This is a genomic window from Nocardioides bizhenqiangii, from assembly GCF_034661235.1.
Lineage (GTDB): Bacteria > Actinomycetota > Actinomycetes > Propionibacteriales > Nocardioidaceae > Nocardioides > Nocardioides bizhenqiangii.
In genome coordinates this window covers 1,120,308-1,143,319 of record NZ_CP141059.1, presented here as the reverse complement: position 1 = coordinate 1,143,319, position 23,012 = coordinate 1,120,308, and the positions used below count along the sequence as shown (strand labels likewise).

At 70.3% G+C, this 23,012-nt stretch carries 28 protein-coding genes and 1 tRNA gene; 12 read left to right on the top strand and 17 right to left on the bottom strand.

The window, feature by feature from the left end; translation table 11 throughout:
• Positions 1–11 precede the first annotated feature (11 nt).
• Positions 12–521: an HNH endonuclease signature motif containing protein gene (locus tag SHK19_RS05720; protein WP_322938079.1), complete on the top strand. Its 510-nt coding sequence runs from the start codon at positions 12–14 to the stop codon at positions 519–521.
• A gap of 14 nt (positions 522–535) precedes the next feature.
• Positions 536–617: transfer RNA gene (locus SHK19_RS05715), tRNA-Leu, on the top strand.
• A gap of 8 nt (positions 618–625) precedes the next feature.
• Here SHK19_RS05715 and rdgB read toward each other — a convergent pair.
• The 5 genes from rdgB to SHK19_RS05690 all read right to left on the bottom strand — a co-directional run bounded on the left by rdgB (position 626) and on the right by SHK19_RS05690 (position 4,755).
• On the bottom strand, positions 626–1,240 hold the full coding sequence (gene rdgB, locus SHK19_RS05710; RefSeq protein ID WP_322938078.1) for an RdgB/HAM1 family non-canonical purine NTP pyrophosphatase: 615 nt from the start codon (positions 1,238–1,240) through the stop codon (positions 626–628).
• On the bottom strand, positions 1,237–1,947 hold the full coding sequence (rph, locus tag SHK19_RS05705) for a ribonuclease PH (RefSeq protein ID WP_322938077.1): 711 nt from the start codon (positions 1,945–1,947) through the stop codon (positions 1,237–1,239). The genes rdgB and rph overlap by 4 nt, the downstream gene beginning before the upstream one ends.
• An 89-nt stretch (positions 1,948–2,036) precedes the next feature.
• Positions 2,037–2,852 carry an SGNH/GDSL hydrolase family protein gene (locus tag SHK19_RS05700; RefSeq protein ID WP_322938076.1) on the bottom strand — a complete coding sequence of 272 codons (816 nt, stop codon included), beginning with the start codon at positions 2,850–2,852 and terminating at the stop codon, positions 2,037–2,039.
• Positions 2,853–2,944: 92 nt separating this feature from the next.
• Positions 2,945–3,748 carry an ABC transporter permease gene (locus SHK19_RS05695; protein WP_322458261.1) on the bottom strand — a complete coding sequence of 268 codons (804 nt, stop codon included), beginning with the start codon at positions 3,746–3,748 and terminating at the stop codon, positions 2,945–2,947.
• Complete coding sequence (locus tag SHK19_RS05690) at positions 3,745–4,755, bottom strand: ABC transporter ATP-binding protein (protein ID WP_322458260.1); 1,011 nt, start codon at positions 4,753–4,755, stop codon at positions 3,745–3,747. Before SHK19_RS05690 ends, SHK19_RS05695 begins: the two co-directional genes overlap by 4 nt.
• Positions 4,756–4,887: 132 nt before the next feature.
• On the opposite strand from SHK19_RS05690, the gene SHK19_RS05685 reads away from it, so the two are divergent.
• Positions 4,888–6,048: a sensor histidine kinase gene (locus tag SHK19_RS05685; RefSeq protein ID WP_322938075.1), complete on the top strand. Its 1,161-nt coding sequence runs from the start codon at positions 4,888–4,890 to the stop codon at positions 6,046–6,048.
• A gap of 74 nt (positions 6,049–6,122) precedes the next feature.
• Positions 6,123–6,716 carry a response regulator gene (locus tag SHK19_RS05680; protein WP_405030485.1) on the top strand — a complete coding sequence of 198 codons (594 nt, stop codon included), beginning with the start codon at positions 6,123–6,125 and terminating at the stop codon, positions 6,714–6,716.
• An 8-nt stretch (positions 6,717–6,724) separates the two neighbouring features.
• Here the strand turns inward: SHK19_RS05680 and SHK19_RS05675 are convergent, their stop codons facing one another.
• Together SHK19_RS05675 and murI are read right to left on the bottom strand one after the other, a co-directional pair.
• On the bottom strand, positions 6,725–7,522 hold the full coding sequence (locus tag SHK19_RS05675; protein WP_322458257.1) for an MBL fold metallo-hydrolase: 798 nt from the start codon (positions 7,520–7,522) through the stop codon (positions 6,725–6,727).
• On the bottom strand, positions 7,519–8,316 hold the full coding sequence (murI, locus tag SHK19_RS05670) for a glutamate racemase (RefSeq protein ID WP_322938673.1): 798 nt from the start codon (positions 8,314–8,316) through the stop codon (positions 7,519–7,521). Before murI ends, SHK19_RS05675 begins: the two co-directional genes overlap by 4 nt.
• A 110-nt stretch (positions 8,317–8,426) precedes the next feature.
• Here murI and SHK19_RS05665 point away from each other — a divergent pair, with 110 nt between their 5' ends.
• Together SHK19_RS05665 and SHK19_RS05660 are read left to right on the top strand one after the other, a co-directional pair.
• A complete protein-coding gene (locus tag SHK19_RS05665; RefSeq protein WP_322458256.1) occupies positions 8,427–9,485 on the top strand; it encodes an alkaline phosphatase family protein in 1,059 nt (352 codons plus the stop codon).
• 447 nt (positions 9,486–9,932) lie between these two features.
• Complete coding sequence (locus tag SHK19_RS05660; RefSeq protein ID WP_322938074.1) at positions 9,933–10,229, top strand: GIY-YIG nuclease family protein; 297 nt, start codon at positions 9,933–9,935, stop codon at positions 10,227–10,229.
• Positions 10,230–10,328: 99 nt separating this feature from the next.
• On the opposite strand, the gene SHK19_RS05655 is transcribed toward SHK19_RS05660, so the two are convergent.
• The 7 genes from SHK19_RS05655 to SHK19_RS05625 all read right to left on the bottom strand — a co-directional run bounded on the left by SHK19_RS05655 (position 10,329) and on the right by SHK19_RS05625 (position 16,096).
• Positions 10,329–11,279 (bottom strand): PLP-dependent cysteine synthase family protein, encoded by a 951-nt coding sequence (locus tag SHK19_RS05655; protein ID WP_322938073.1) that lies wholly within the window; start codon positions 11,277–11,279, stop codon positions 10,329–10,331.
• Positions 11,280–11,564: a MoaD/ThiS family protein gene (locus tag SHK19_RS05650; RefSeq protein ID WP_322458254.1), complete on the bottom strand. Its 285-nt coding sequence runs from the start codon at positions 11,562–11,564 to the stop codon at positions 11,280–11,282.
• 29 nt (positions 11,565–11,593) lie between these two features.
• Positions 11,594–12,046, bottom strand: a complete 453-nt coding sequence (locus tag SHK19_RS05645; RefSeq protein WP_322938072.1) for a M67 family metallopeptidase — start codon at positions 12,044–12,046, stop codon at positions 11,594–11,596.
• A gap of 60 nt (positions 12,047–12,106) precedes the next feature.
• The gene (locus SHK19_RS05640) at positions 12,107–13,096 is read right to left on the bottom strand and encodes an acyl-CoA desaturase (RefSeq protein ID WP_322458252.1); all 990 of its coding nucleotides are present in this window, start codon (positions 13,094–13,096) and stop codon (positions 12,107–12,109) included.
• 83 nt (positions 13,097–13,179) lie between these two features.
• The gene (locus SHK19_RS05635; RefSeq protein ID WP_322458251.1) at positions 13,180–13,755 is read right to left on the bottom strand and encodes a sugar O-acetyltransferase; all 576 of its coding nucleotides are present in this window, start codon (positions 13,753–13,755) and stop codon (positions 13,180–13,182) included.
• The gene (locus SHK19_RS05630; RefSeq protein WP_322458250.1) at positions 13,752–14,441 is read right to left on the bottom strand and encodes a response regulator; all 690 of its coding nucleotides are present in this window, start codon (positions 14,439–14,441) and stop codon (positions 13,752–13,754) included. Before SHK19_RS05630 ends, SHK19_RS05635 begins: the two co-directional genes overlap by 4 nt.
• Positions 14,438–16,096 carry a sensor histidine kinase gene (locus SHK19_RS05625; protein ID WP_322938071.1) on the bottom strand — a complete coding sequence of 553 codons (1,659 nt, stop codon included), beginning with the start codon at positions 16,094–16,096 and terminating at the stop codon, positions 14,438–14,440. Before SHK19_RS05625 ends, SHK19_RS05630 begins: the two co-directional genes overlap by 4 nt.
• A 135-nt stretch (positions 16,097–16,231) precedes the next feature.
• Between SHK19_RS05625 and SHK19_RS05620 the strand changes: the two genes are divergently transcribed.
• Genes SHK19_RS05620 through SHK19_RS05605 form a run of 4 tightly spaced genes read left to right on the top strand, consistent with a single transcriptional unit; the run spans position 16,232 to position 19,648 of the window.
• Complete coding sequence (locus tag SHK19_RS05620; protein ID WP_322458248.1) at positions 16,232–17,224, top strand: Bug family tripartite tricarboxylate transporter substrate binding protein; 993 nt, start codon at positions 16,232–16,234, stop codon at positions 17,222–17,224.
• Complete coding sequence (locus tag SHK19_RS05615) at positions 17,221–17,745, top strand: tripartite tricarboxylate transporter TctB family protein (RefSeq protein ID WP_322458247.1); 525 nt, start codon at positions 17,221–17,223, stop codon at positions 17,743–17,745. The genes SHK19_RS05620 and SHK19_RS05615 overlap by 4 nt, the downstream gene beginning before the upstream one ends.
• Positions 17,745–19,259: a tripartite tricarboxylate transporter permease gene (locus SHK19_RS05610; RefSeq protein ID WP_322938070.1), complete on the top strand. Its 1,515-nt coding sequence runs from the start codon at positions 17,745–17,747 to the stop codon at positions 19,257–19,259. The genes SHK19_RS05615 and SHK19_RS05610 overlap by 1 nt, the downstream gene beginning before the upstream one ends.
• A complete protein-coding gene (locus SHK19_RS05605) occupies positions 19,256–19,648 on the top strand; it encodes a universal stress protein (protein ID WP_322458245.1) in 393 nt (130 codons plus the stop codon). The genes SHK19_RS05610 and SHK19_RS05605 overlap by 4 nt, the downstream gene beginning before the upstream one ends.
• A 10-nt stretch (positions 19,649–19,658) precedes the next feature.
• On the opposite strand, the gene SHK19_RS05600 is transcribed toward SHK19_RS05605, so the two are convergent.
• Together SHK19_RS05600 and clpS are read right to left on the bottom strand one after the other, a co-directional pair.
• A complete protein-coding gene (locus tag SHK19_RS05600) occupies positions 19,659–20,252 on the bottom strand; it encodes a DUF2017 domain-containing protein (protein WP_322458244.1) in 594 nt (197 codons plus the stop codon).
• Between the two features lie 11 nt (positions 20,253–20,263).
• Positions 20,264–20,572, bottom strand: coding sequence for an ATP-dependent Clp protease adapter ClpS (clpS, locus tag SHK19_RS05595; protein ID WP_405030459.1), 309 nt, complete (start codon positions 20,570–20,572; stop codon positions 20,264–20,266).
• A gap of 155 nt (positions 20,573–20,727) precedes the next feature.
• Between clpS and SHK19_RS05590 the strand changes: the two genes are divergently transcribed.
• Together SHK19_RS05590 and SHK19_RS05585 are read left to right on the top strand one after the other, a co-directional pair.
• Positions 20,728–21,234 (top strand): ArsR/SmtB family transcription factor, encoded by a 507-nt coding sequence (locus SHK19_RS05590; protein ID WP_322938069.1) that lies wholly within the window; start codon positions 20,728–20,730, stop codon positions 21,232–21,234.
• On the top strand, positions 21,231–22,484 hold the full coding sequence (locus SHK19_RS05585; protein ID WP_322458241.1) for an MFS transporter: 1,254 nt from the start codon (positions 21,231–21,233) through the stop codon (positions 22,482–22,484). The genes SHK19_RS05590 and SHK19_RS05585 overlap by 4 nt, the downstream gene beginning before the upstream one ends.
• Here the strand turns inward: SHK19_RS05585 and SHK19_RS05580 are convergent.
• Positions 22,444–22,989 (bottom strand): DUF1697 domain-containing protein, encoded by a 546-nt coding sequence (locus SHK19_RS05580; RefSeq protein ID WP_322458240.1) that lies wholly within the window; start codon positions 22,987–22,989, stop codon positions 22,444–22,446. The genes SHK19_RS05585 and SHK19_RS05580 overlap by 41 nt on opposite strands.
• Between the last annotated feature and the right edge of the window lie 23 nt (positions 22,990–23,012).

The window sequence follows — 23,012 nt, the reverse complement described above, 5'->3', positions numbered from 1 at the left end:
AACTTTCGGTCGTGGTCCGGAGGAAGCACACGAAGGAGATGCTGGAACCGCTCGTCGCAGAGGCGACTTCGGTTGCTGGCGTCCTTCGAATGCTTGGACTCCGACCGAACGGAGGCGCACATGCGCACATCAGCCGCACCATCAAGGCATTCGGGATCGACACCTCTCATTTCCAGCGGTACAACCCAGTGTCGGTGCCACCGCGCCTGACTCCCGAGCAGATTCTGGTCAGGCGAGAACCGGGCCGACAGCGCGAGAAGCCGCACATGCTCAAACGCGCGCTCATTGAGTCGGGCGTTCCCTATCAATGCGTCATGTGCGGCAACACCGGAACCTGGCGCGGACTGCCGTTAACACTCGAGGTTGATCACATCGACGGGGACTTCTACAACAACGAGGCCGCGAACCTGCGATTCCTGTGCCCCAACTGCCACCGCTTGACGCCGAACTTCGCGGGGCGAGGCAAGGGCAGATTCTCCCACGAGGGCCGGGCAGGGAACCGCGAGAAGCCATCGGCCTAGACTCATCGCCCATCGCCGGAGTGGTGGAACTGGCAGACACGCGGCATTTAGGATGCCGTGCCCTTGGGTGTGCGGGTTCGAGTCCCGCCTCCGGCACCGCCTGATCAGCGCAGCAGGTCGCCGACGATCGGCGCGATCTGCCGCAATGCCTTGCCGCGGTGGGAGATCGCGTCCTTGTCGGCAGGATCCAGCTCGGCCGTCGTGACACCCGGCCGGTCGTCGGCCTCGAACAGCACGTCGTAGCCGAACCCGCCGCTCCCCCGCACCTCGCGGGTGATCCGGCCGTCCATCCGGTCCTGGACGACCCGGACGGTGCCGTCGGGCAGCACCAGCGCGACGGCGCAGGTGAAGTACGCCGTGCGCCGCTCGTCGGGCACGTCCGCGAGCTGCGCGAGCAGCAGATTGTTGTTCCGCTCATCCGACTTGGGAGGGCCGCTCCAACGCGCGGACAGCACACCGGGCATCCCGTTGAGCGCGTCGACGCAGAGGCCGGAATCGTCCGCCAGCGTCGGCAGTCCCGAGCTGGCGACGCCCGCCCGGGCCTTGAGCAGTGCGTTGCCCTCGAACGTGGGCTGGTCCTCGACGGGCTCGTCGTACGGTGCCACGTCGTCGAGGCCGAGAACCTCGACCTGGTCGAGGTGGTCGCGGAGGATCCGCTGCATCTCCTCCAGCTTCTTCGCGTTGCGGGACGCGACGAGGATCTCGACAGGCTCGGTCACCGAGCTGCTCCGAGCGCCTCCAGCTGCAGGCGGGTGAGGTCGGCACACCCCTTCTCGGCAAGCCCGAGCAGCGCATCGAGCTCCGCGCGGGAGAACGCCGCGCCCTCGGCGGTGCCCTGCACCTCGACAAACGAGCCGGAACCGGTCATGACCACGTTCATGTCGGTCTCGGCGCGGACGTCCTCGACGTAGGGCAGGTCGAGCCGCGGGACGCCGTCGATGATGCCGACACTCACGGCCGCCACCGAGTCGGTGAGCGCCTTGTTGACGCCGAGGTGGGCGCAGGCGTCGGCGAGAGCGACGTACGCCCCCGTGATCGCCGCGGTGCGGGTGCCGCCGTCGGCCTGGAGCACGTCGCAGTCGAGCTGGATCGTCTTCTCGCCGAGCGCCTGGTAGTCGATCACGGCGCGCAGCGAGCGGCCGATCAGCCGGCTGATCTCGTGGGTGCGGCCGCCGATCCGGCCCTTGACCGACTCACGGTCGGATCGGGTGTTGGTGGAGGCCGGGAGCATGGCGTACTCCGCCGTGACCCAGCCCAGGCCGCTGCCCTTGCGCCACCGCGGAACCCCGTCCGAGGCCGACGCCGCGCACAGGACCCGGGTCCTGCCGAACTCGATCAGCACCGACCCGGCCGGGTGGTCCAGCCAGTCGCGGGTGATCTTGATGGACCGCAGCTCGTCGTCGGCGCGACCGTCCTCACGGGTCACCTCGGGGTCCCCGCGGCGTTGTTCGGCGGAGGAGCGAAGCGGGGGAGACGAAGAACGTCGTGGGGTGAGTTCATGTCCGGGGACTCTAGTCAGCCGACCGGGGCGCCCCTCACCTCGGCCCATGCCCGCCGCGCGACCCAGGGAGCGAGGTCCTTGGCCCGGCGGCCCATCCAGGGCGCGCCCTCGGCCACCATCCAGCCCAGGTCCCGCTTCCAGCTGGCCGGCAGACCGCCGGCCGGCGAGGGGCTCGGCAGCGGGAAGTCATAGCCCTGCTGGTTGAGCCGCGTCGCCATGGCCCGGGCAAGCGCACGGTGCCCGATCTCGGACGGATGGAAGCGGTCGATCGACCAGCACTCCCTCTGGTGCAGCGCGGCGAGCTCGCACAGGTCGACCTGGATCCCTCCCCACCGGGTGTGGATCTCGTCGTAGACCGCGTTGACGTGGTCGATCCGCGCGGCCATCGAGCGGCCGAGCCACTTCGGCAGCCCGATCACCGCGCCGTGATCGTGGAAGCGCACCGTCATCAGCGTGGCGCCGACCGCGTCGAGCCGCGACGCCATCGTCAGCAGGTCGTCGCGCACCCGCTCTGCGTCCCACGTCGAGCGCATGGTGTCGTTGACTCCGACGATCAGCGATGCGAGCTGGGGCCGGTGCGCGAGCGCGTCGGCGAGCTGTGCCTCCCGGACGGTCGCGGTGGTCGCGCCGGAGATCGCGACGTTGCAGAAGCTGACGTCGTACGACGTGGCCAGCGACTCGGCGAGCAGTCTCGCCCAACCGCGCCACTCGCCGCGCTGCCGGTTGGCCTGGCGCCCGTCGATGCCCGGGACCGGATCGCCGATGCCGACGGTCGTGCTGTCACCGAGGGCGGCGTACCGGAGGTACCGGGTGCCGCGCTGGCTGGTCACGCCCTTGACGCTGACCCATCACGGTACGGAAGACCCGCATCACGATGACGTGTTCCGCAACCCTCGGTGAAGTGCTGGCGACGAGGCGCGGCCTACTTCACCTCGGCCGAGAGGATCCGCCACAGCCCGAAGCCCAGCGGCGCCACGATCCAGAGCAGCGCCGACACCACGAGCTGACCCACCTCCTCGGCCGAGTCCAGGGACCAGCTCCAGACGGGGTCGAGCGCGGCCTGGAAGTTGATCCACGGAGCGATGTCGGAGAACCCGGAGATCAGGTCGGCGATCACGAACAGCACGATCGCGAGCCCGTACCAGTACATGAAGAACACCACGATCGCCGCGGGGGTGTTGAGCAGCAGCGCGGCCATCGAGAACCCGACGGTCATGGTCAGGGTCATCGTGACGATGAAGGCGAGCGGGAGCCACCACTCCATGTTCCAGATGGTCAGCTCGGGCTGCACGAGCTCGCACACGAGCGTGCAGAGGGTCCCGATCACCAGCATCACCGCGACGGTCGCGACCGAGGCCACGACGCCGACGACGAGCTTCGCCATGACGACCCGCATCCGCCGCGGCTCGATGGCGAACGTCACCATGCCGGTGCGCTGGCCCCACTCGCTGGTGACGAGGACGATGCCGAGGACCGGCAGCAGCAGCGAGGTGATCCCACCGGCGGTGGCCGCGAAGTCCTCGAAGTAGATCAGGCCGTCGTTGACGAGCGCGGTGATCATGATGATGCCCTCGACGAGCGCCACCAGGATGGCGATCGTCGCGAGCAGCCAGAAGCCGGCGCGGGTGTCGTAGGACTTGCGCAGCTCGACGACCACCAGGCGCCAGAACGGGATCGGCCGGGTGCCCGAGATGTCGAGGGTGGGAGCGGCGGTCGCGGAAGTCATCGGTGTCCTCCGGGGGGAGTGAGCGGGGAGTCGACGGGCGGCATGTTCGCGGTCGGGGGCACGTGCACGCCGTGGGGCGTGGCCGGCGGCGGAGGCGGTGGTACGGCGCCCGCTCCGTCCCGTGCCGTGGCCGAGGTCAGCTCGAGGAACAGGTCCTCGAGGCCGACACCGCCGGTCCGGAGGTCGGTTAGCACGATCCCGGCCGCGAGCGCCGCCCGGCCTACCTCGTCGGTCGGCGCGTTGACCTTCAGCCCGTCGCCGACGGGGTCGACGAGGTGGCCGCGCTGGGCGAGCTCGGTCGCGAGACCGGTGTTGTCGAGCGACATCACCAGCGACGTGGCCGCGCCCTGCGCGCCGGCGAGGAGCGACTTCTTGTCGCCCTGGGCGACGATCCTTCCGTGCCCGATGAGGATCATCTCGTCGGCGATCAGCTCGACCTCGTTGAGCAGGTGGCTCGAGAGCAGCACGGTGCCGCCGCGGTCGGCGTAGGACTTGAGCAGGCCGCGCATCCAGCGGATGCCGGCCGGGTCGAGGCCGTTGGCCGGCTCGTCGAGGATCAGCACCTCGGGATCGCCCAGCAGCGCGTGCGCGATGCCGAGCCGCTGCTTCATGCCGAGCGAGTAGTTGCGCATCCGGCGCTTGGCCTCGACCTCGCTGAGACCGACCAGGGCGAGCATCTCGTCGACGCGGTCCGAGGGCAGTCCCATGGCGAGGGCGCCGAGGGCGAGGATCTCGCGACCGGTCCGGCCGCCGTGCTGTGCGGATGCGTCGAGCAGCACGCCGACGTGCCGCCCGGGGTTGGGGATGGCGGCGTACTCGAGACCGCCGATGGTGACCCGTCCGCTCGTCGCGTTCGTGAGACCGGCCATGACGCGCATGGTCGTGGTCTTGCCCGCGCCGTTGGGTCCGAGGAAGCCGGTCACCCGTCCCTGCTGGCACACGAAGCTGACGTCGTCGACGGCCCGGAAGCTTCCGTAGGCCTTGGTGAGGCGATCAACCGTGATCATGGGCACCAGCCTGCCCGATCCGGGCAAGGTCGCACATCGGACGCGCGTAGCGGTCGGCCCGACCAAAGTAGGGGGTGCTGTCGACCGACGGCGCTGCCGGACGGAGGTGCCGGGGGCCTACGCTCGCGACTCGTGGGACATCCCCCGACCGTCGACTACCAGCCGCCGCTGCGCTGGTACAGCCATCTGTGGCGCTACGTCCTGGCCGTCGGCATCGGCCTCGTCGTGTGGGTCCCGGTCATGGAGGCGCAGTCGGAGGACGCGCCCGCTCTCTTCTGGCTGGACCTCGGTCTCGGCATCGGCGTCTTCGTCCTGGTGTGGTGGCGCCGCCGTTGGCCCATGACGATCGCTGTTCTCGCCGTGCTCGCCACTCCGCTCAGCTCGCTGGCCGGCGGGGCCATTACCCTCGCGACGGTGTCGCTCGCGACGCGCCGTCGCTGGTGGCAGGTGGTCGTCATCGGGGTGCTGAGCCTGGTGATGACGTGGGTGTACTACCAGGTCCAGCCCGTGAGCGACACGGACCCCGCGTGGCTGGTCAGTCTCTTCTCCGTGTTGGCCGTTGCAGCATCCCTGGGCTGGGGCATGTTCATCGGATCCCGCCGCGAGCTGATCTGGACCCTGCGGCAGCGCGCCGAGGAGGCCGAGGCCGAGCGCGACCTCCGGGCATCGCAGGCGCGGTCCAACGAGCGTGAGCGGATCGCGCGGGAGATGCACGACGTGCTCGCCCACCGGATCTCCCAGATCTCGATGCACGCGGGCGCGCTGACCTTCCGCGACGACCTCACCGCCGACGAGATGCGGGCCAGCGCGGGAGTGATCCGGGAGAAGGCACACGAGGCCCTCACCGACCTGCGCGGCGTGCTCGGGGTGCTGCGCGACGGCTCCGGCGCCATCCTGACCGGCCCGCAGCCCACGTACGAGGACGTCGGCGCACTCGTCGCGGAGCTCCGCGGCGAGGGAGCCCAGATCACCGTGGACGGCGATCTCCCGCCGGACGTCGCGGTGCCCCAGGCGGTCGGCCGGACCATCTTCCGCATCGTCCAGGAGGGCACGACGAACGCCCGCAAGCACGCGCCCGGCGCGACCATCCGGATCCGGATCGCCGGCGACCTCGACGATGGCGTCGAGGTCGAGATCCGCAACGGCCTGGGCTTCGGCCCGACTGCGACCCCGGGAGCCGGCCTCGGCCTGGTGGGCCTGGCCGAGCGCGCCGAGCTGGCGGGCGGCCGCCTCACCCACGGCATCGAGTCCGGCACCTTCGTGCTGAGGGCGTGGCTACCGTGGAGCGGGTGAGCGCCGACGACGGTACGACGATCGACGTCGTGATCGTCGACGACGACCCCTTGGTCCGCTCGGCCCTCACGCTCATGCTCGGCGGCCAGCCGGACGTGCGGGTGGTCGGCGAGGCCGGCGACGGGGTCGCCGGGATCGCGATGGTGCGCGACCTCCGGCCCGATGTGGTGCTGATGGACATCCGGATGCCGCGGCTCGACGGAGTCGCGGCGACCCGGGAGCTGCACAGTGACCCGACCCCGCCGCGCGTCATCGTGCTGACCACCTTCGACGCCGACGACCACGTGGTCGCGGCGCTCGGCGCCGGAGCGGAAGGGTTCCTCCTCAAGGACACGCCGCCGGCCGAGATCGTCAGCGCACTGCGCGCGGTCGCGTCCGGCGACCCGATGCTCTCGCCGTCGGTCACCCGCACCCTGATCGACCGGGTCCGGGCCGGCAGCGTCGACGACCGGGCGTCGGCCGCGCTCGAGCGGCTCGAAGGACTGACCGCCCGGGAGCGGGACGTCGCTCTGTGCGTGGGCCGCGGGCTCAGCAACGCCGAGATCGCCGCGGAGCTCTACCTCTCGGTCCCGACCGTGAAGGCGCACGTCTCCCGGCTCTTCGACAAGCTGGCGGTCACCAACCGGGTCCAGATCGCGATCTGCGTCCATGACGCAGGCTTGGCCTAGGCCGGCGGTCAGACCGCGTAGACGGCGCCGGCGGCCGCGAGCTCCGTCGGTCCGTCGTAGACCGCGAGCGACTCCGCGAGCATCCCCTGGGCGTCGTGCCAGGGCGGCACATGGGTGAGCACGAGCCGCTTGACCTTGCACTTCGCGGCGGTCTCCCCGCACTCCGCGCCCGTGAGGTGCAGTCCCGGAGGGTTGTCGTCGCCGTCGCGAAACGATGCCTCGCAGAGGAACAGGTCGGCGTCGGCCGCGATCTCGAGCAGCGACGGGGTCGGGCCGGTGTCGCCGCTGTAGGCGAGGGTCCGACGCCCCGCCTCCTCGGTCGTGGCCGAGATTCGCATCCCGTACGCCTCGACCGGGTGGTCGACAGCGAAAGCCTCGATCTCGAACGGGCCGACGGTGAACGGCGCGTCGTAGGTGTGGAACTCGAACTCCTCGCTCATGCCGGGCGAGGTGGGCAGGTCGTAGGCGTTGGCCAGCCGGAGCGCGGTGCCACTCGGCCCCCATACGGGGATCTTCGGCTGGGTTCCGACCGGGTGGTACTTCCGGAGCACGTAGTAGCTCGTCATGTCGACGCAGTGGTCGGCATGCAGATGACTGAGGAGCACGGCATCGACCTCGAGCGGATCGACGTACCGCTGCAGCGCGCCCAGTGCGCCGTTGCCGAGGTCGACCACCACGCTCCAGGTGCGGTCTCCCACCTCGGCCTGGACCAGGTAGCAGCTCGCGGGCGAGTCCGGGCCCGGGTACGAACCCGAGCACCCGACCACCGTCATCCGGAACGCCGTCGTCCCCATCTGGCCGATCATGCCAGTCCACCGGCGAACTGGTCAGCAGCTGCCAGCTCCGGACCGAGGAACCGCCGCCCGATGGTCTCGAACTCCGCCGGGGAGCCCGTCGTCACGAACGAGTACGACGGCACGCCGCCCTCGCGCATCAGGCCGGTGTCGGCGAGCATCCGGTAGACGTCCTTGGCGCACTCCTCCGCGCTGCTGACGAGCGTCACCCCGCCACCCATGACGTAGGAGATGACGCCGGTGAGCAGCGGATAGTGGGTGCAGCCCAGGATCAGCGTGTCGACGCCGAGGTCGGTCAGTGGGTCGAGGTACTCGTGCGCCACCGCCAGCAGCTCGTCGCCGCCGGTGACGCCCTGCTCGACGAAGTCGACGAATCTCGGACACGTCCGCGTCGTCAGCTCGAGGTGCGGCGCCGCCGCGAACGCGTCGTCGTAGGCCATCGACTCGGCGGTGGACCGGGTGCAGATGACGCCGATCCGGCCGTTCTTGGTCGCGGCCACTGCGCGCCGGGTCGCCGGGTAGATCACCTCGACCACCGGCACGTCGTACCGCTCGCGCGCGTCGCGCAGCATCGCCGCGCTCGCGGAGTTGCAGGCGATCACCAGCGCCTTCACACCCTGCTCGACGAGGTGGTCGAGGCACTCGAGGGCATACTCGCGGACCTCGCCGATCGGCTTGGGTCCGTAGGGCTGGCGGGCGGTGTCGCCGACGTACAGCAACGACTCGTGCGGCAGCTGGTCGATGACCGACCGGGCCACCGTGAGGCCCCCGAACCCGGAGTCGAAGATGCCGATCGGCGCATCCATGACGTCGGGGTCGCGCGCGGTCAGCGGTGGCACGACTGACAGGGTAGGCGTTCGCCCACCCTTCTTGCCGGATTCGCGATGGAGGTCACGTCCGGCGATAGCGTGCCGCCGTGACCTCCTCAGCTCCCAGGGATCGCCGACTCGCCGTTGTCTCGGTCGGCCTCGCCCTCACTGCCATGTTCGCTCCGACGCCTGCTCCGGCGTCCGACGCTCTCTCCGTCCCCGCGGGCGCCACGGTCCGGCACGGGGAGGTGCGCCAGGTGCTCGCGATCTCGCTCGACGGCTTCAACGTCGATGTGCTCAAGAAGCTCGGCAGAAGGGGCGCGCCCAACCTGCACCGCCTGTTCCGGAACGGCGCCAGCACGAAGAACGCCCGTACCCAGGTCGAGCTGACGGTGACCCTGCCCAACCACACCAGCCAGCTGACCGGTCGACGGATCTTCGCGGACGGCGGCGAGGGCGGCCATGGCGTCACCTGGAACGACGACCGGCCTATTCGCCCCGACACCATCCAGGCGGCGGCCGGCGAGGACGTCTTCTCGATCTTCACCCAGGCGCACCTCGCGGGCCGCACCACGGCACTGTTCGCGACAGAGTCGAAGTTCTCTCTCTTCAAGCGGTCCTGGCCGGGCGCGGTCAACCGGTCGACGATCGTGCAGGACGGCGACCATGCCGTGACAGTGGCCGCCCGCCGCGACCTGCTGCGGCGCAACCGGGGGTTCACGTTCCTCCACCTCGGGGCGATGGATGAAGCCGGCCACGCGCACGGCTGGTTCTCACGTCCGTACCTGCGGGCAGCCAGGCTGGTCGACGCGCAGCTCGGCATCCTCCTCGAGGCCATCCGCGAGCACAACCGTCTCCACGACCTCGCCATCGTGCTGACCGCCGACCACGGTGGTCCCGCTGGCGAGACCCGTCACGACGACGCGACGAAGTACGCCAACTTCCGTATCCCGTTCCTGGTCTGGGGCCCCGGCGTCGAGCGCGGCGATCTCTACGCGATGAACCCCACGTACGCCGACCCCGGCACCACCCAGCCCGGCTTCGCCGCCAGTCCGCAGCCGATCCGCAACGGCGACCTCGCGAACCTCTCCGCCAACCTGCTCGGCCTCACCTCGGTGCCGGGCAGCCTGTGGGGCCTCGACCAGTCGCTGACCTGGCACAACTGAGCTTCCCGGGGGGTACGGGGCGTGGGCGCTACTGGTCGGCGGGATCCCGCGGGCGGCACCAAGGTGGTGGGGGCCGGGATCTGGCACCACTGAACCCCGACGCGCCGAGCGTCGTTCGCCGAGCCCCGTTCGTACGCCGAGCCTGTCGGGGCGCCAGCCTGCCCACCGTCCACGAGCCCGCACGCCGAGCTTGTCGAGGCGACGGCCTGCCCACCGTCCGCGAGCCCCGCACGCCGAGCTTGTCGAGGCGACGGCCACCTACCGTCCGCGAGCCCCGCACGCCGAGCTTGTCGAGGCGACGGCCACCTACCGTCCGCGAGCCCCGCACGCCGAGCTTGTCGAGGCGACGGCCACCTACCGTCCACAAAGCTTCGACACGGCATCGCGTTCCACAGGCGGGTTCATCGTCCTCCTGCCAGTGTCCAGGCTCGTGCGCAGTCTGCGCGCATGCCCTACCTCTACATTCTCGAATGTTCCGACGGCACCTACTACACCGGCAGCACGTTCAACCTCGAACGACGCTTCGTCCAGCACAACGAAGGCACCGGAGCCCGCTATACCGCCCGACGCAGACCGGTCCGGTTGATCTGGTTCGCAGAGTTCGCGAGCGTCCGCGACGCCTACCTGCTGGAGAAGAAGCTTCAGGGCTGGAGCCATCCGAAGAAGAAGGCGTTCGTCGAGGGGCGGTTCGGCGACCTGCCAGAGCTAGCCAGGTGCCGCACCGGTCCGGACCTGCGTACCTGACCTGCGCCTCGACAAGCTCGGCGTGCGAAACCGGCGTGCGAAACCGCCTCGACAAGCTCGGCGTGCGAAACGAGCGTGCGGTACCGGCAGGCGGGCGCCCTACGCCCAGAGCTGGCCCTCGAGCCGGTCCTCGGCGTCGTCGATGGTGCCTTCGTAGGCGCCGGTGGAGAGGTACTTCCAGCCGCCGTCGGCGACCACGAACGCGATGTCGGCGGACTCGCCGGCCTTGATCGCCTTGGCGGCCTGGCCGAGCGCGGCATGGAGGATCGCGCCGGTCGAGATGCCGGCGAAGATGCCCTCGAGCTCGAGCAGCTCACGGACCCGGCGTACGGCGTCGCGTGGTCCGACCGAGAACCGGGAGTCGATCAGCGTCTCGTCGTAGAGCTCGGGCACGAAGCCCTCGTCGAGGTTGCGCAGGCCGTAGACCAGCTCGCCGTACCGCGGCTCGGCGGCGACGATCTTGACCTCGGGCTTGGCCTTGCGGAAGAACCGCGAGACACCCATGAGGGTGCCGGTGGTGCCGAGGCCGGCGACGAAGTGGGTGATCGAGGGAAGGTCGGCGAGGATCTCGGGGCCGGTGCCCTCCTCGTGCGCGAGCGCGTTGGCGTCGTTGCCGTACTGGTAGAGCATCACCCAGTCGGGGTGTTCCGACGAGATCTGCTTGGCGACGCGGACCGCCTCGTTGGAGCCGCCGGCAGCCGGGCTCGAGACGATCTCCGCGCCCCACATCCGCAGCAGCTGGCGCCGCTCCTCGCTCGTGTTCTCGGGCATCACGAAGACGCACCGGTAGCCCTTGAGCTTGGCCGCCATCGCCAGCGAGATGCCGGTGTTGCCGGACGTCGGCTCGAGGATCGTGCAGCCGGGGCGGAGGGTGCCGGCCTTCTCGGCGTCCTCGACCATGCGCAGGGCCGGGCGGTCCTTGATCGATCCGGTCGGGTTGCGGTCCTCGAGCTTGGCCCAGATCCGTACGTCGGGGGTCGGCGACAGACTTGGCAGTCCGACGAGCGGCGTGTTGCCGACCGACGCGAGGAGGCTGTCGTAGCGGACCATCTATCCGCCGGCGACAGCCGGGAGCACGACGACCTGGTCGCCGTCGCTGATCTCGGCGTCCAGACCGCCGATGAACCGCACGTCCTCGTCGTTGACGTAGACGTTGATGAAACGGCGCAGGTCGACGGCGCCGTCCTTGGCTTCGACCAACCGGTCCTTGATGCCGGGGTGGTCGGACTCGAGCGAGTCGATCAGCGCGCTCAGGCTGGCACCTTCGGCGGTGACCGCCTTCTCCCCGCCGGTGTAGGTGCGCAGGATGGTCGGGATCCGGACCTCGATGGCCATGACGTGCAGCTCTCCTCGGTTGGTGGTGCTCAGCCGGCGGCTTCGGTGGCCTCGGCGCTGAGCGTGGGGACGACCGCGACCTCTTCCTCGGTCACCTGGCCGTCGACGATCCTGTAGGACCTGAACTCCACCGGACCCTCGTTATTCCCGTGCTCGCGAGTGCCGACGAGCACATAGTGGGCGCCGGGCTCGCTGGCCAGGTTGATGTCGGTGACGCTCGGGTAGGCCTCGGTCGCGGAGTGCGAGTGGTAGATCACCACCGGCTCCTCACCGCGCTGGTCCATCTCCCGGTAGAGCTGGAGCAGGTCGGTCGAGTCGTACTCGTAGAAGGTCGGGCTGCCGGCGGCGTTCACCATCTCGATGAAGCGCTCCGGCCGGTCGCTCCCCTCCGGGCCGGCGACGATGCCGCACGCCTCGACGGGGTGGTCCCGCTTGGCGTGGGCGACGATGGCGTCGTACGTCGCCTGGGCGATGGTCAGCACCGGTCCAGGGTAGGTGTTCAGGACACCGCCCCCGGCACCCGGCCAGGTCTCGGACGCCGCTCAGCCGGTCTGAGGGGGCACGGCCTTGGCGGCCAGCCGCTCGGGCGACGGCCAGCGCACCTCGCGCACCCAGCCGAGCTTCTCGAGGATCCAGATGATCCGCGCCGAGGTGTCGAGCTGCCAGCGCTTCACGCCGTGCCGGGCGCTGGTGGGGTCGGCGTGGTGGAGGTTGTGCCACGACTCGCCGCCGGACGGGATCGCGAGCCACCAGACGTTGCCGGAGCGGTCGCGTGAGCGGAACGGCCGCTCGCCGACGACGTGGCAGATCGAGTTGATCGACCACGTGACGTGGTGGAGCAGTCCGATCCGGACCACCGTGCCCCAGAAGAAGGCCGTCACCGCGCCCTGCCACGACCAGGTCAGCAGGAAGCCGGCGACCGGCGGCAACAGGATCGAGACCATCACCCACATCCAGAACATGCGGGAGATCCGGACCAGGTCCTGGTCCTTGGCGAGGTCGGGCGCGTACTTGTCGATCGGGGTCTGCTCGGCGTCGAACAGCCATCCCATGTGCGCCCACAGGAAGCCCTTGGTGAGGCCGCGCAACGAGGTGCCGTAGCGCCACGGCGAGTGCGGGTCACCCTCGCGGTCGGAGAACTTGTGGTGCTTGCGGTGGTCGGCGACCCACCGGATGACGGGACCTTCGATCGCCATCGAGCCGAGGACCGCGAGCACGACCTTGACGGGGCGGTTGGGCTTGAACGACTTGTGCGTGAAGAGCCGGTGGTAGCCGACGGTGACGCCGTGCAGGGTGAGCCCGTACATCACGACGGTGATGACGACGTCGCTCCAGCCGAGCCACCCGCCCCAGGCGACGGGGATCGCGACCAGGAACGCCACGAACGGCAGGCCGATGAAGGACGCGAGCGCGATCCGCTCGCGCAGCGACTGTACGTCCTCGCCGAGCGTCACCCGCTCGGCGGCTGTCGATGCCCTCTGGTCTGCCCGGTCTGCCCGGTCCGCCTGGTCTGCCTGGTCGATCGCGCTCATGGCTCTCCCGGTGACGCAGTCGGCTGATGTCCCGACCCTAACGCCCCGCCCTCCTCCACCGGAGGTAACCATTGGTGAACAGATCAGTCGTCCAGCGAGCGGATCACTCGCGCGGGGTTGCCGAGCGCGAGGACGCCGGCCGGCAGGTCCTTGGTCACGACGGATCCGGCACCGACCACCGTGTCGGCGCCGATCGTGACGCCGGGCAGCACGATCACTCCGCCGCCGAGCCACACGTTGTCGCCGATCGTGATCGGCTGGGCGCTCTCCCACTTGTCGCGCCGCTGCTCGGCGTCGACCGGGTGGGTCGGCGTGAGCAGCTGGACGTAGGGCCCGATCTGGACGTCGTCGCCGATCGTGATCGGTGCGACGTCGAGAGCGGTCAGGCCGAAGTTGGCGAAGCAACGGCTGCCGATCGTGATCCGGGAGCCGTAGTCGATGTAGAACGGCGGTCGGATCTCGACCTGCTCCCCCACCGAACCGAGCAGCTCCTCGAGCAGCTGCCGGCGACGGTCGCCCTCGCCGGGCGCGGTCGCGTTGTACGCCGCCATCAGGTCCTGCGACAGGACCTGGTCGGCGAGGATCTCGGCGTCGGTGATGTAGAGGTCACCCGCGAGCATCCGCTCCTTCATGCTGCGCTCGTCACCCGCAGCGGTCATCGCGTCATCACCCGGACACGGTAGCGACGCTCCGGTCGCCCGGTCCCGCCGTACTGCAGCCGCACCTCGGCCGCGCCGGTGTCGACGAAGTGCTCGAGATAGCGCCGGGCGGTGACCCGCGAGAGCCCGAGCGCCTCCGCGGCCTCGGACGCGGAGATCTCCTCGGCGGCGCGGGCGGCGGCGAGGACGAGGTCGGCGGTCTCGGGGCTGAGTCCCTTCGGCAGCACCGGTGGTACGTCGACCGCGGACCGGCCGGCGCCGAACGCCTGGTCGATCGCGGCCTGGTCGACGTGCCCCTCCGCCCCCTCGGGGAGGCTGGCCAGCGCGGCGGCGACGCGGCGCAGCCGGTCGGCCAGGTCGTCGTACTCGAACGGCTTGACCAGGTACTGCATGGCCCCGCCGTGCAGCGCGGCCCGGACCGCCGCCGCGCCCCGCTCGGCGGTCACCATCACCACCGCGACGCCGCGCCCTTGGGCGCGGAGCTGCTCGAGCACGTCGAGACCGGACGTGTCGGGGAGGTGGACGTCGAGCAGCACCAGGTCGGGCGCGAGCGAGGCCGCCAGGTCGAGCGCCTCCGCGCCGGTGCGGGCGGTGCCGACGACCTCGAACCCCTCGGTGCGCTCGACGAACGCGGTGTGGATCCGCGCGACCATGAAGTCGTCGTCGACGACCAGCACCCGGATCATGGCTCGCCATCCTGGCGGTTGATCGGCATCGTCACCAGGAACTCCGCGCCACCCGTGTCGGCCGCGTCGACGGTCACGGAGCCGCCTCGCTGGGCGCAGATCAGGCGCACCAGCGGCAGTCCGATCCCGCGGCCGCCGAGCACCTCGGGCTTGGTCGAGAACCCTCGGACGAAGATCGCGTCCCGCAGGTCCTCCGGCACGCCGGGCCCGTTGTCGCGCACCCGGACGTGCACCGTGTCGCCGTCGGCCAGGATCCACAGCTCGACGAGCGGATCCTCCGACCCGGCAGCGGCGTCGACCGCGTTGTCGACCAGGTTGCCCAGCACCGTCGTCAGGTCGGCGACCTCGTCGGGCGGGAGCGCGGGGAGCCGCGAGCCGGGGTCGAGCTCGAGCGTGACGCCGCGCTCGTCGGCCACGGCGTCCTTGGCGATGACGAGGGCGGCCACGGCCGGGTCGAGCAGTCGCTTCGAGACGCGCTCGCTCACGTCGGCGCGGTGGCGGGTCAGGGTGCCGACGAGCGCGGCGACCTCGTCGTACTCCTCCAGCTGGACCAGTCCGGAGATCGTGTGCAGCCGGTTGTCGAACTCGTGGGTCTGCGCCCGCAGGGTGTCGGTGATGGAGAGGTTGGAGCTCAGCTGGTTCTGCAGCGACACCAGCTCGGTGCGGTCGCGCAGGGTGGTGACGGTGCCGATCCCGCGTCCGCCGGTCGACGCGCTCCCGCGGTTGAAGACGACCGCACGCGTGCCCACCAGCGCCAACGCGTCGTGGATGTCGTCGCCCTGACCGGTCAGCAATGCGACCACGTGCGGGTCCAGGCCGAGGTCCGCGACCGGGCGGCCCACCGGGTCGGGGTCGTGCTCGAGACCGAGGGTCGCGCGGGCAGCGTCGTTCATGACCGTCACCCGGCCGTCGGTGCCGACGCCCACGACGCCCTCCCGGATCGCGTGCAGCAGCGCCTCGCGGTGGTCGGCGAGGTTGGCCAGCTCGGTGGTGCCCAGCCCGCGCGTCGAACGGCGCACCATCCGCGACACCACCCAGGTCCCGGCAAGGCCCAGGAGCGCGCCGAGGCCGAGGAAGAGCGCGAGGTCCGGAGCCGCTGTGGCGACCTGGTCGGCCACCGACGGATAGGTCTGCTCGGCCGCGACGATGCCGAGCAACGAGCCGTCCACCTCGGAGAGGATCGGCGCGTGGTGAGCCACGGCCCGCTCGCCGTCGGGCTCGACGTCACCGGTCCAGCCCCGGCCCTCGAGCCCGTCGCTGTCGCCGAGGTCCGCCTGGTCACCGACCCGGCTCGGGTCGGTCGCCGCCAGCACGACCCCGTCCAGGGACACCACCATGACGTCGGTCGCGCTGGAGAGGCTGACGCCTTGTTCGACGTACGGCGCCAGCAGCTGCGGGTTGGTGCTGGCCGGGGCCTCGCCGTCCGCCACGCTCTGCAGCTGACCGCGGACGCCGGGCAGGGTGGCGACGTACTCGGCCACCGAGCGCATCTGGGCGCCCTGGTCGTCGGCGAAGTCGGCGTTGGACTGCCGGATGCTGAGCACTCCGACCGCGATCAGCAGGAAGGCGATCACCGCCAGCTGCAGCAGCAGCACCTTCGCGGCCAGGGTGAGCTCGCCCCGCCGCCAGCCGATCCGGCTCCGGAGACTGCTCATCGCTGCGACCACAACGTCCACAACCTCCTTTGCGTTCGCAAGAGTGACGGCCGCCACAGGCTGCAGACATGCTGGCACGGATCGAGCGTGACGCCTGTCACGACCACGTTCTCGAAAGTCCCCTGGAGGTTCTCCATGCACCCGAGTCGCGCCCGCCGCGTCCTGGTCGTGCTCGTCACCGCGCTGGCCCTCGTCGTCGTCGCCAGTGGTTGCGGGGTCACCCGCGGCTCGGACGACCCGAACAACCGCCGGCTGCGAATGATGATCCCCAACAGCCCGGGCGGCGGCTACGACCTCACCGGTCGCGCCGCTGCCAAGGCCCTGGAGGACAACGAGCTCACCGGCCGGTTCGAGATCACGAACGTCCTCGGCGCCAGCGGCACAGTGGCGATGCAGCGTCTCCTGAACGAGGAGGGCGCCGACGACCTGGTGATGGTGATGGGGCTCGGAGTCGTGGGCGCCGTCTACACCAACAAGTCCGAGGCGACACCCCGGGAGATGACCCCGATCGCCCGGCTGGTCGAGGAGCAGGAGGGCATCCTGGTGCCCGCCGACTCGCCGTTCGAGACCGTCGACGACCTGATCGAGGCGTGGCAGAAGGATCCCGGTTCGGTTTCGATCGGCGGCGGTTCGAGCCCCGGCGGCCCGGATCACCTGTTCCCCATGCAGCTGGCCGCCGAGATCGACATCGACCCCAGGGACGTCAACTACATCTCGTACGACGGCGGCGGTCCGCTGACGACCGCCCTGCTCGGCGAGAAGGTCGACGTCGGCATGTCCGGGCTCGGGGAGTTCGAGGGCCAGATCGAGGACGGCACGCTCCGGGTGCTCGCGGTCTCCGGTGACGAGCGGCTCGACGACGTCGAGGCTCCGACCCTGACCGAGGAAGGGGTCGACCTGGTCTTCACCAACTGGCGCGGCGTGCTCGCGCCCCCGGGGATCTCCGACGAGCAGCGCGAGTACCTCGTCGACCTGTTCACCGAGATGCACGAGACGGACGAGTGGCAGGACGCGCTCGAGAGCAACGGCTGGACCGACAACTTCGCGACCGGCGAGGAGTTCGAGGACTTCCTCGTCGAGCAGGACACCCGTGTGGCAGACACCCTCGAGGAGCTGGGACTGGCATGAGCACCACCACCGCACAACGCAGAGAACCGGGCAGCCGCCCGGTCGTCGACAAGGCGCAGTACGGCCTCGCGGCGTTCCTCGTCCTGGTCGGCGGCTACGTCCTCTACGACGCCGTCGGGCTCGAGGACGGCTTCGCCGACCAGCCCGTCCAGCCGTACGCGATCCCCTACGTCGTCGGGGCCGTCCTCGTCGCGCTCGGTGCGCTGCTCGCGGTCGCCACCGCACGTGGCGACCTCCCCGAGGCCGAGGAGGGCGAGGACATCGACCTCACCCAGGGCACCGACCTCCGCACCGTCGGCCTGCTGGTGGCGGTCCTCGTCGTCAACGTCGTGCTGATCGACTGGCTCGGCTGGGCGATCACCGGTGCGCTGCTCTTCGTGGGGTGCGCCGGCGTCCTCGGCAGCCGGTCCCACGTGCGCGACGCCGCCATCGGGACCGCGCTCTCGGTCGGCAGCTGGTACTTCTTCTACGTGGTCCTCGGGATCCCGATCCCCGCCGGCGTCCTGGACGGAGTGCTCTGATGGACCTGCTGCTGGAGGGCTTCCAGACCGCCCTGACCCCCGAGAACCTGCTGTTCGCCACGATCGGCGTGCTGCTCGGCACCGCCGTCGGCGTGCTGCCCGGCATCGGGCCTGCCATGACCCTCGCCCTGCTGCTCCCGGTCGCCCTCACCATGGGCCCGGACAGCGCGATCATCATGTTCGCCGGTATCTACTACGGCGGGATGTACGGCGGGTCGACCACGTCGATCCTGCTCAACACTCCCGGTGAGTCCTCGTCGGTGGTCACCGCCATCGAGGGCAACAAGATGGCGAAGAAGGGGCGCGCCGCCCAGGCGCTGGCCACCGCAGCCATCGGGTCGTTCGTGGCCGGCACCATCGGCACCGTGCTGCTGTGGGTGCTCGTCCCCACGATCGCCGACGTCGTCGTCAAGCTCGGCGCTCCGTCGTACTTCGCCATCATGCTGCTCGCGCTGTTCGCGGTGAGCACCGTGCTCGGTACGTCGAAGCTGCGCGGCTTCATCTCCCTGTTCCTGGGCCTCGCCATCGGGCTGATCGGCACGGAGACCGGCCAGGCACGGCTCACGTTCGGGCAACCGCTGCTCGCCGACGGCATCGACATCGTCGTGGTCGCCGTCGCGATCTTCGCCATCGGCGAGGCGCTCTGGGTGGCGGCGCACCTGCGCCGCAAGCCGCTCGAGATCATCCCGGTCGGACAGCCGTGGATGAGTAAGGCCGACTGGGGTCGCTCCTGGAAGCCGTGGCTGCGCGGGACGGCGCTCGGATTCCCGTTCGGCGCGCTGCCGGCCGGCGGCGCCGAGGTCCCGACGTTCCTCTCGTACGCCGCGGAGAAGAAGCTGACCAAGCACCCGGAGGAGTTCGGCAAGGGGGCCATCGAGGGCGTCGCGGGGCCGGAGGCCGCCAACAACGCGTCCGCCGCTGGCACGCTCCTCCCGCTCCTCACCCTCGGGCTGCCCACCACCGCGACGGCCGCGATCATCCTGGTCGCGATCACGAGCTTCGGCATCCAGCCCGGGCCGCTGCTGCTGGAGAACGAGCCCGACCTGGTCTGGGCCCTGCTCGCCAGCCTCGTCGTCGCCAACCTCCTGCTGCTGGTCATCAACCTGCCGATGGCGCCGCTGTGGGCGAAGGTCCTGCAGATCCCCCGGCCCTACCTCTACGCGGGCATCCTGTTCTTCGCCACGCTCGGCGCCTACACGGTCAACTTCCAGGCGTTCGACGTCGCCCTGCTGCTCGTGTTCGGCGCGCTCGGCCTGGCGATGCGACGGTTCGGCCTGCCGGTGCTGCCCCTCATCGTGGCCGTCATCCTCGGCCCGAAGCTGGAGTACCAGCTCACGCAGGCGCTCGCGCTCTCGCAGGGCGAGGTGAGCACCCTGTGGGGCGAGCCGATCGCGGTCGTGGTCTACGTCGTGATGGCGCTGCTGCTGGTGGCGATCGTCGTCAACGCGCTGCGCCGGCCCCCTGCCGCATCCGAAGGCACCACCAAGGACACCGAGGAGCTGGTCAACCGATGAGCGTCATCGCCGCCTACACACCCGACAAGTACGGACGGGCCGCGCTCGACCACGCGGCTGACGCCGCCCGCACCGCGGGCACCCGCCTGGTCATCGTCAACGCCACCCGCGGCGACAGCTACGTCGACACGAGGTTCGCGGGTGACGACGAGGTCACAGCGGTTGCCGAACGGCTGACCGGCGAGGGCCTCGACGTCGCGGTGCGGCACGACGTGGTGCCCGACATCGCCGACGCGGTGCTCGCCGCGGCCGAGGAGGAGCAGGCCACGCTGATCGTCGTCGGTGTGCGGCACCGCACCCCGGTCGGGAAGCTTCTCCTCGGGAGCGTCGCGCAGCGGGTGATCCTCGACGCGCCGTGCCCGGTGCTGGCGGTCAAGCCGGACCAGTGACCTCGTCGCCTCAGCCCGCGACGGCGTGGACCAGGGTCTCCTGCAGGTAGCCGAGCCACTCGTAGATGTGGTGGGCCTGACCGCGGGGATCGTCGTCGGGCAGCGAGTACCAGTAGTCCTCGTCACCCTCCTCGACCTCGAGGCGGGTGCCGAGCGCGAGCCGGAGGTCGGTGAGGGCGCGCATCCAGATCTCGGCGGTCGGCAGGTCGAGCTCGATGTCGATGGTCAGGTCCTCGGACCCCGGCTGGGCCGGCAGGCCGGCCTCGTCGAGGGTGTCGATGATCGTCCCGGCGGCCTTGGCCTTCCCGTCCCTGAGCGAGCTCTCGGTGTAGCGACGGAACTCGGCGGCAGCCTCACCGTCCTCGCGGTAGGCGTTGGGGAACAGCCGGGCGAGCACCGGGTCGTCGGGCTCGGTGGTCGGCCCGGAGAACTCGCCGCCGGTGAACATCGCCTCCAGCGGGTCGGCGGTCTCGCTCGGCACCGCCGCCTCGTTGCGCAACAGCTCGACCAGCTGGGCGGCGAGCGATCGCAGCAGGTCGGCCTCGAACCCGGAGAGGGTCGCGATGATGCGCTTGCTCCGGCGGTGCCGGACGAATCCCGCCATCTCCGCGCCCGTCACTCGCTCTTCGAGAGCGTGGCCCACAGGCCGTACTCGTGCATCGCCTGGACGTCGCGCTCCATCTCCTCGCGGGTCCCGCTGCTCACGGCCGACTTGCCGTCCTGGTGCACCTCGAGCATCAGCTTCTCCGCCTTCTTCTTCGAGTAGCCGAAGTACTTCTGGAAGACGTAGCTGACGTAGGACATCAGGTTGACCGGGTCGTTCCAGACCACGGTCACCCAGGGCGTGTCGGTGAGCGTGATTTCGTCCGGGGTCAGGTCCTCTTCGACTCCCGGATCCACCTCGACAGGGCTCGCGGTCGTCACATCGCCCATGGTGGCACAGGCGTCATCGTGTCGAGGATGCGGTGGCATCGGGGGCCCCGCAGATCGACCGACCCCCCAATAAACGTTTGACAGTACGCCGTCGGCGTGGTCCACTTCTTTCCAACAGACTCCCCAACGAGCCTTTGGTAGTGGTCATGGCCGATGCACAGATCTCCTCGCTCCGCGCGACCGCGCACCCGTTGCGCCTGCAGATGCTGTCGCTGCTCACGAGCACCGCGATGAGCGCCGCGGAGGTCGCGCGCGAGCTGGGCATCACCCACGCGAACGCGTCGTACCACCTGCGCCAGCTCCACGACGCCGACCTGGTCGTGGTCGAGGGCGAGGAGCGGATCCGGGGCGGGATGGCGAAGCGCTACCGGCACCTGGTCGACCGGGCTGAGTCGAAGTTGACCGACGAGGACATCGCGGGTCAGGTGCAGGCGATGTGCGCCGAGCTGCTCCGCCGCTTCCCGCTCCGCCAGAAGGGGAAGGGCACGTTCACCGACGCCGAGGTCTGGGTCACGCCGGAGGTCTGGGAGCGTGCGGTGGATCTCCTGGTCGAGGCGTCCCTGCTGGTGCACCACGAGGCGAAGCGTCCACGCACCGCCGGCACCGTCCCGGTCAACCTGACGGTCGCCGGTTTCCGAATGGAGAAACGATGAGAGGCCCGGCACTCGCGCCGCTGCGGGACCGGCGGTTCCGCTGGTACTTCGCATCCCGGGCCGTCGACCTGCTGGGCGACATCATGGGGGGCGTCGCGCTGGTCTTCGCCGTGCTCGAGGTCAGCGACTCCCCCAGTGCGGTGGGCATCGTGCTCGCCGCCCACAGCATCCCGATGGTCGCGTTCCTGCTGGTCGGCGGCGTGCTCGCCGACCGGTTCGGCCGGACCCTGATCATCCAGCTCAGCAACGTCACGGCCGGTTTCACCGCCCTGGCGATCGCCGCGCTCGTGCTGAGCGGCACTGCGGAGATCTGGCAGCTCGCCGCGCTGACCGCGGTCAACGGCGTCGCCGCTGCGGCGAACCAGCCGGCGCTCGCCGGGTTGCTCCCCCAGCTCGCACCCAAGGGTGCGCTACAGCAGGCCAATGCGCTCAACGGCCTGCTCCGCAACGGCTCGCTCGTCGTCGCGCCCGCCGCCGCCGGTGCCCTGGTCGTCGGCGTGGGAGCGGGATGGGCGATCGCGATCAACGGCGCGACCTACCTGCTCTCCGCCGCGTTGCTGCTGCCCATCAAGCTGCCCGCGCCACCTCCCCGCGACGACGGCGACAGCATCATCAAGGACCTGCGCACGGGATGGGGGTTCTTCCGCCGTACGACGTGGCTGTGGATCATCGTGCTCGCCTTCGGCGTGCTCAACGCGCTCTCCAGCGGTGGTTTCAGCACCCTGGGCCCGGCCCACGCCAAGAGCTCCGAGATCGGCGTCCACGGGTGGGCGCTGATCCTGTCCGCCGGCGCCGCCGGCCTCGTGGTGACGTCGATCATCTTCCTGCGGGTGCCGCTCCACCGACCTCTGCTGTGGGGCATGCTCGGTTGCGCCGTCTACTCCCTGCAGATGATCGCGCTCGGCACCACGACCGAGCTCTGGGTGCTCCTCCTCGCGGCGTTCGTCGGCGGTGCCGGCATCGAGATCTTCGGTCTCGGCTGGGAGCTCGCGATGCAGGAGCACGTGCCGCCCGACATGCTGTCGCGCGTCTACTCCTACGACATGCTCGGCTCGTTCATCGCCATCCCCATCGGCCAGCTGGCGTTCGGTCCGCTCGGCGCCGCGTTCGGGCTGCAAAACATGATCCTGGCGGCCGGCATCGCCTACGGCGTGATCTCGCTGCTGACCCTGGCGTCGCGGTCCGTGCGCACGATGAGCAGAGCCCCGGTCAGCCCGACGGAGAGCACCACTTCTTCGCCAGTGTCGTGACGACGTTGAAGTTGCGGTTGGTGGCGACAACACCGAGTGCCTTCTCCACGCCCCACGGGTCGACGCTGCCCGGTTGGTAGCCGGACCCGAAGAGAAGGTGGACGGCCCGGCCGCGCACCACGACCTGGTCGGCCGCTCCCTCCTTGGCGAGCAGTGCGTCGACGCGGTCCTTCGCCGGCTCGTCCTTGAGCAGGTAGAGGTAGTGGCGCTCCAGGTCCGGCCGGGTCAGCTCCTCCGCGTCGGCAGCGATCTCCGCCAGCTCCGCAGGGGTGAACACCAGGGTCGGTACGGCGAAACCGGTCTGCGCCGCGTAGGCCTTCTCGAGCGAGGCCTCTACCTTGGCTCGCGACCGCAGCCCGCTGGTCAACCGCACGTTGCCGGTGTTGATGTAGGTCTCGACGTCCGAGCAGCCCGCCGCTCCGGTCGCCGTCACGATGTCGGCCTTCGGGAACTTCCGCGTCGGCCCGAGGTTGATCGCGCGCAGGAACGCGACGTAGGTCGGCATGGCGGCCAGTGTGTCAGTGGCCG

Bases quoted from the DNA above. Each gene is read 5' to 3' on its own strand.
- SHK19_RS05660 (WP_322938074.1), top strand. From the start codon at position 9,933: ATGCCCTACCTCTACATTCTCGAATGTTCCGACGGCACCTACTACACC.
- SHK19_RS05680 (WP_405030485.1), top strand. From the start codon at position 6,123: ATGCTCGGCGGCCAGCCGGACGTGCGGGTGGTCGGCGAGGCCGGCGAC.
- SHK19_RS05635 (WP_322458251.1), bottom strand. From the start codon at position 13,755: ATGACCGCTGCGGGTGACGAGCGCAGCATGAAGGAGCGGATGCTCGCG.
- SHK19_RS05640 (WP_322458252.1), bottom strand. From the start codon at position 13,096: ATGAGCGCGATCGACCAGGCAGACCAGGCGGACCGGGCAGACCGGGCA.
- SHK19_RS05585 (WP_322458241.1), top strand. From the start codon at position 21,231: ATGAGAGGCCCGGCACTCGCGCCGCTGCGGGACCGGCGGTTCCGCTGG.
- SHK19_RS05600 (WP_322458244.1), bottom strand. From the start codon at position 20,252: ATGGCGGGATTCGTCCGGCACCGCCGGAGCAAGCGCATCATCGCGACC.
- SHK19_RS05605 (WP_322458245.1), top strand. From the start codon at position 19,256: ATGAGCGTCATCGCCGCCTACACACCCGACAAGTACGGACGGGCCGCG.
- SHK19_RS05625 (WP_322938071.1), bottom strand. From the start codon at position 16,096: ATGAGCAGTCTCCGGAGCCGGATCGGCTGGCGGCGGGGCGAGCTCACC.
- SHK19_RS05650 (WP_322458254.1), bottom strand. From the start codon at position 11,564: ATGGCCATCGAGGTCCGGATCCCGACCATCCTGCGCACCTACACCGGC.
- SHK19_RS05615 (WP_322458247.1), top strand. From the start codon at position 17,221: ATGAGCACCACCACCGCACAACGCAGAGAACCGGGCAGCCGCCCGGTC.
- SHK19_RS05630 (WP_322458250.1), bottom strand. From the start codon at position 14,441: ATGATCCGGGTGCTGGTCGTCGACGACGACTTCATGGTCGCGCGGATC.
- murI (WP_322938673.1), bottom strand. From the start codon at position 8,316: ATGGATGCGCCGATCGGCATCTTCGACTCCGGGTTCGGGGGCCTCACG.
- SHK19_RS05695 (WP_322458261.1), bottom strand. From the start codon at position 3,748: ATGACTTCCGCGACCGCCGCTCCCACCCTCGACATCTCGGGCACCCGG.
- SHK19_RS05655 (WP_322938073.1), bottom strand. From the start codon at position 11,279: ATGGTCCGCTACGACAGCCTCCTCGCGTCGGTCGGCAACACGCCGCTC.
- SHK19_RS05675 (WP_322458257.1), bottom strand. From the start codon at position 7,522: ATGATCGGCCAGATGGGGACGACGGCGTTCCGGATGACGGTGGTCGGG.
- SHK19_RS05590 (WP_322938069.1), top strand. From the start codon at position 20,728: ATGGCCGATGCACAGATCTCCTCGCTCCGCGCGACCGCGCACCCGTTG.
- SHK19_RS05690 (WP_322458260.1), bottom strand. From the start codon at position 4,755: ATGATCACGGTTGATCGCCTCACCAAGGCCTACGGAAGCTTCCGGGCC.
- SHK19_RS05580 (WP_322458240.1), bottom strand. From the start codon at position 22,989: ATGCCGACCTACGTCGCGTTCCTGCGCGCGATCAACCTCGGGCCGACG.
- SHK19_RS05620 (WP_322458248.1), top strand. From the start codon at position 16,232: ATGCACCCGAGTCGCGCCCGCCGCGTCCTGGTCGTGCTCGTCACCGCG.
- SHK19_RS05610 (WP_322938070.1), top strand. From the start codon at position 17,745: ATGGACCTGCTGCTGGAGGGCTTCCAGACCGCCCTGACCCCCGAGAAC.